The organism is Microseira sp. BLCC-F43 (assembly GCF_041929235.1).
Classification (GTDB): Bacteria; Cyanobacteriota; Cyanobacteriia; order Cyanobacteriales; family Aerosakkonemataceae; genus Microseira.
Genome location: NZ_JBHFNP010000161.1, coordinates 1 through 4,734, shown reverse-complemented (window position 1 = coordinate 4,734; position 4,734 = coordinate 1). Strand labels below are relative to the sequence as shown.

The window sequence follows — 4,734 nt, the reverse complement described above, 5'->3', positions numbered from 1 at the left end:
GATGTAGTATGCCGAATTGTCTGATTTGCAATAGCAGACATGAGCGAAGTTTCTATCTTGGCTGTGGTCAACTTTCTCCTCTCTGGGAGTGGAATGGTTAGCAGCCAATTAGCCAAACGAGTATTTTCTGAACTCATCTCGCCAAACATTATCGCTTTGACTTGATTGAGGTCGGAAAACTGTAATTTGAGCGTGATAGTTACTTGACTCATGTTATTATTTTAGCACGTTTTACCCAGATAGGTAAAGACGGCGAATAAATCAGCCCTTGTCGCGTTTCATCCACCGGATAAATCAAGCTTGTGTTCATGCTCCCGTGCTATTTTAGGTAAAAAAGCACCCTAAAGTAGTTGAAGCGATCGCCAAAGGCTACAACCTGGAAGTCCAAGGCGGTGATGTAGGTTTCTATGTCAGTAGGGCTGAGAAGTATTTAGCCCAGCAAGCACTGGCTAGTCCAACCAATGATATCACCACAAACCCAGTCACAGAGCCTGTTACAGCCAATAATGATATCACTTGGGTAGACAAGCCGCTCAAGGAAATAGCCCGCTTGCGCAAGATAGCAGAGAATGAGGTCAAAAGAATAGCCCGGTCAGGCGCTGACTGGGTTCGGTTCAACGATGGTCGGTATCAGGTGGCAGTACCAGCTAGTGGGTGGCAGGGTCAAGTCCAGACAGCATCGGTATTGTAGCTATTTACCACCCAAAAGTGTGTGTGTATAGATGACTGCGCTGAAGTTGATGACCCCGCCCTGCAAGCTGACTTAGATATGGCAGCAGCGCATGTGTATCTGATCCGGAAAATGGTTAAAGGTTTAGTCAAAGTTTAAGGTTTAAACATCAGTATTGTAAAACTTTACTCAACTTATGACCCAGAATGGTCATTTATGGTATTCTATTAAATGAGAGCTGAAAAAGCCACCTCAATAAAGATTAAGAAAATATCTTAATCTCACTCAAAAGTAATCCCAATTCAATGAATTTTGATGAGGGATAGGGGGTGTCTTATCGTACATCCAAGGCAAATAACGTCTGTGTTCCCCTCATACTTGGGTTCTGCACAGCGTTGCTATTAGCCTCAGTAGGTGGTCAATCGCTATGTCTATGATTGTCCATCCGAAAAGCAACTATTCCGACCTTTAGAAACCCAGAACCCACCTAGTGCTTACCAGGTGGGTTATCTTTTTGGCTACTGGGATGAGAACCATTCTCATTTCTGTGACTGGTTGGCAAGTTGGGTCAAAGCGGCGCTAACCAAAGCAGACAAGTTGGTGTCTAAGTCTTTAGCCACCCGGTTCCAGTCGGCTTTCTCTTGGGTAGTGACTCGGATATCGATCCTGACTTTGCTCTTAGGGTGCTTGGCGATCGCTTGGGCTATCTGTTGCTGGACTTGGTGGATATCAGGGGTGATCACCGATCACCTCCAGCTAGCTCTGGTTGGTCTGGGATGGTCAAAGGTAGGACATTGTTGACACTCCCCGGTCTTTTGACGCGGGGATTCTTGAGATCTTTCAACCTCAATAGTTAGGGTCGAGGGGAGCATTACTGCTGGGCCCCTCCCATCCGGAACCGTGCAAGCGACTTGTCGGGTAAAGGTTGAGTGTTACCACTCTTCCTTCCCCTTTGAACCGTACTTGAGACTTTCGCGCTCATACGGCTATTGCCTTACTTCAAGCTTTTTAACTTGGACTTTGAGTGTACCTGCTTATGGCACGCGCTGTGTAGGTGCTGTAGGTTGCTCACGTCGTCTGAGCCGCCTTTAGCCACAGGTACTATGTGGTGGGTTTCGATTTCCTCCCCATTGTGCAAGGGTTCACCGCAGATGGGGCATTTCCAGTTTTGGAGAGTGGCTACTTCAAAGTATTTTGAGCCTTTCTCCCAATATGATTTCCCGCTCTTTTGGTGGCGTTTTTCCCAATACTCTCTTAGGGAGGGGTCGTCTGGTGACGCGCTACCTTTAACTTTTATATGGCGTTCTATGGGCGTTTGTGCTATAGGAAAGAGTGTTAATAGTGTTTCTTTCCTACGGCGTTTGCTTTTACAGGCAAACGTCCACTTGTTACCTTTAATCGTGTGGAAGTAGCGGTCTTTTACCCACTTTTTGCCTTTCTTGGGGTGTCTACGCTTAGCCCATTTCCAAAGGTATTGCCATACTCTGTGTGAGATATAGCTGAAGGTTTGTTTGCTAACTACCCCTTTATAGTAGTTAGCAAACCTTCTGATATTTCAATTCATTTTTATGATGAATTACTCGGGTTTTTTACCATTTATAATTCTGATTTATTCCCCAATCGTTTGACAGAAAGCTAATACTTTTTTTTGGGATGGTTTGATTAGCAGTTTACCGCCATAGTGTCTCAGATTGAAGCCGAGAAAGTCGAAACCATCTTCCATTGGCGTTATTACCGTTTTCTCATAACTGAGTTCTAAGCCTCTTGTATTCATCCATTGCTGAATCTGGATTTGTGCTTTTTCGAGACTTTTCTTGTCTCTAGCTGTAACGATAAAATCATCAGCGTATCTCACCACACCAAGTTGAGGATTGGTGGATTTTATAAATGTTTCTAATCGATGCAAACCTATGTTGGCTAATAGGGGTGAAATTACCCCGCCTTGTGGTGTGCCTTGTTCTGTTGGGTTGTATTTTCCTTGGAACATGAATCTGTGCTTTTAACCATCCTTTTATTAGCTACGTTTGGGGAAAATTACTAATACTGTTAAGGATGGATTCATGGGCAATGTTGTCAAAGAAGCCTTTGATGTCAGCTTCTAGAACCCAAGTGTTTCTGCCTTTTTGTAGCCTCGCGAACGATTGTGCTATGGCATCTTGACAACTTCTACCGGGTCCCAAGCCATAGGAATTGTCTTCAAACACGGCTGACCATTCTGGTTCTAGTGCGTTTTTAACTACTGCATGCGTGACTCTATCTCTAATGGTCGGGATACCAAGAGGACGCTTTTTGCCGTTTGGTTTGGGAATCATCACTCGTCTTGTAGGACTTGGTTTTGTTTCCTGACAATTACGTACAAATTGCACTCGTTGTGCTGGGGTGTTGATGACCTCCTTATCAATCCCCGCAGTCTTTTTACCATCGTTGGTTTGAGTGATTTGTCGTATTGCTAGCAGTAGGTTTGCGTAGCTTCTGAGCATTAGCTTCTGTAGGCTTCGTAGCTTACGGAAGTCACCAATTTGTCTGGCACGAAAGATTCTTTGACGTAGATTTATCACAACCTTATTTGCTTGTCGCCAGTTAATTTGGCGAAAATACTCTAGCTGTTTCCTTTGTCCGTTTACTGTCATTGACATGGCGGTATCTAACTTGTGATTGGATGAGATTTCCTTGTCTTTTATTCTTTCGTATAAGACCCAGATGAAGTCGGCTTTCCTTTCGGTCAGGGGCAAATTTTGAACCCCTATCTGATTCATTACAAATCAGCATTCGCTTTCTCATCCATCCTCTACCCCCCAAGGAGTTCTGTCTTTGTTTCCTCGGACTTACTAGGGTTATCGACCTTCGCTAGACCTTGTTGGGCTTACCTTGTTGTGTCGTCTAGTTTTCTTTTCTTTGTTAGGTGTTGTCTATACTGCGATGAGTTTGTTTATTCACAACGATTAGGAGACGATGAAACTCTTAATCTACTCATTAAACCTATCAGCCTTATTTGGTTTCCCCGTGATGACGCAGCTTAAATGACAATTCACTTTCGTTCACTATTAAAGAAATCCCTCTAGATCCTAGCCATCTTAGGCTGATAGCTTCGGCTACATTTGTGGTCTGCACTCCACCTTTTCCATTACTGTACTGGGGCGTGACCGGACTCTTGCGAGTCTTTTACACGAGGGTAGAGGGTGTGAATCCTCTAAGCGAAGGGTTCCCCATACTAGACGACCTTTCAAGTCGCGCTCACCGCACAAGGCTACTCAAATGTGCTTCTCTTTGTCACTGAGGGACTTCCTGACTGCTTTTTCCCTATAATTACCGGAATGTCGTTGTCCCACTCCCATTTGTATTTGTCCCATTGTTGGGATAATTTATTGAGATTTCTGGAGTGTTCTTTCTGGCGAATTTCTATTAGGTCAGTTACAGTCTTTTTGTCGTGGCAGTGCCGATGTAATAGTTGTAGATTCTTATACTCATCCCTATCGCCAAGTGCTTTAGGGATTTTGTGGTTTACTTCGATTACGTCCCAATCTTGAAAGTTCAATCCGCACACCGGACATTTACCCTTTTGTTGTTTTAACAACTTAGCCGTTCGACTCGGCAATTGGGGGTGTGTTCCAAGTCTTGAACTCCAATAAACTAGGTCGCCGTCGAATGGACTTTTATCGCCTTTAACCTTAACGTACTCAGTGCTACTGCTGGCAAATTCTGAGTGCGTCAGTAACCGAAGGGGGTTCGCTTCTCCCTTCCTGGTTGCAAATACCCAGTGATTGTTGCCGATGGTTGTCCAGTATTTGTTATATGCAGGACTTACGCAACTGTCACATGCGTACCCATGAACACAATTAAGCCAAGGTCATGGCTAAACTTGGGCGCTTGAGTTGTTGAATTAAATAGTCACCAGAGCAATCTGTGCTTAAGTTGATAAACAGTTTGGCCTGTTTGATAGGCTTTATGTTTAAGCCTAAGCCAGACCAACATGGCACAAGCAATATGATTTCTCTGAATCCTTCCCTTACGACATTGGCAGGATTCAATTCCAGTTAACTGCTTAATTTATCTGTGAAAATACT

The 4,734-nt window shown here is 44.1% G+C and carries 6 protein-coding genes and 1 pseudogene; all 7 read right to left on the bottom strand.

The annotated features are described in order from the left end of the window. Positions 1–212 (bottom strand): hypothetical protein (locus tag ACE1CM_RS22995; RefSeq protein ID WP_374880719.1); only part of this gene is annotated, 212 nt, incomplete at its 3' end. A 997-nt stretch (positions 213–1,209) separates the two neighbouring features. Then, positions 1,210–1,413, bottom strand: coding sequence for a hypothetical protein (locus ACE1CM_RS22990; protein WP_374880717.1), 204 nt, complete (start codon positions 1,411–1,413; stop codon positions 1,210–1,212). Between the two features lie 251 nt (positions 1,414–1,664). Continuing rightward, entirely contained in the window at positions 1,665–2,165 is a 501-nt protein-coding gene (locus ACE1CM_RS22985; RefSeq protein ID WP_374880720.1) for an HNH endonuclease, read from the bottom strand. 114 nt (positions 2,166–2,279) lie between these two features. After that, positions 2,280–2,657: a reverse transcriptase domain-containing protein gene (locus ACE1CM_RS22980; RefSeq protein WP_374880715.1), complete on the bottom strand. Its 378-nt coding sequence runs from the start codon at positions 2,655–2,657 to the stop codon at positions 2,280–2,282. 31 nt (positions 2,658–2,688) lie between these two features. Continuing rightward, positions 2,689–3,306 carry a reverse transcriptase N-terminal domain-containing protein gene (locus ACE1CM_RS22975; protein WP_374880713.1) on the bottom strand — a complete coding sequence of 206 codons (618 nt, stop codon included), beginning with the start codon at positions 3,304–3,306 and terminating at the stop codon, positions 2,689–2,691. Between the two features lie 611 nt (positions 3,307–3,917). Further along, positions 3,918–4,265 carry an HNH endonuclease gene (locus ACE1CM_RS22970; protein WP_374880711.1) on the bottom strand — a complete coding sequence of 116 codons (348 nt, stop codon included), beginning with the start codon at positions 4,263–4,265 and terminating at the stop codon, positions 3,918–3,920. Between the two features lie 241 nt (positions 4,266–4,506). Beyond that, positions 4,507–4,717, bottom strand: a pseudogene (locus ACE1CM_RS22965) (IS701 family transposase); the annotation flags it as partial. Positions 4,718–4,734 lie beyond the last annotated feature (17 nt).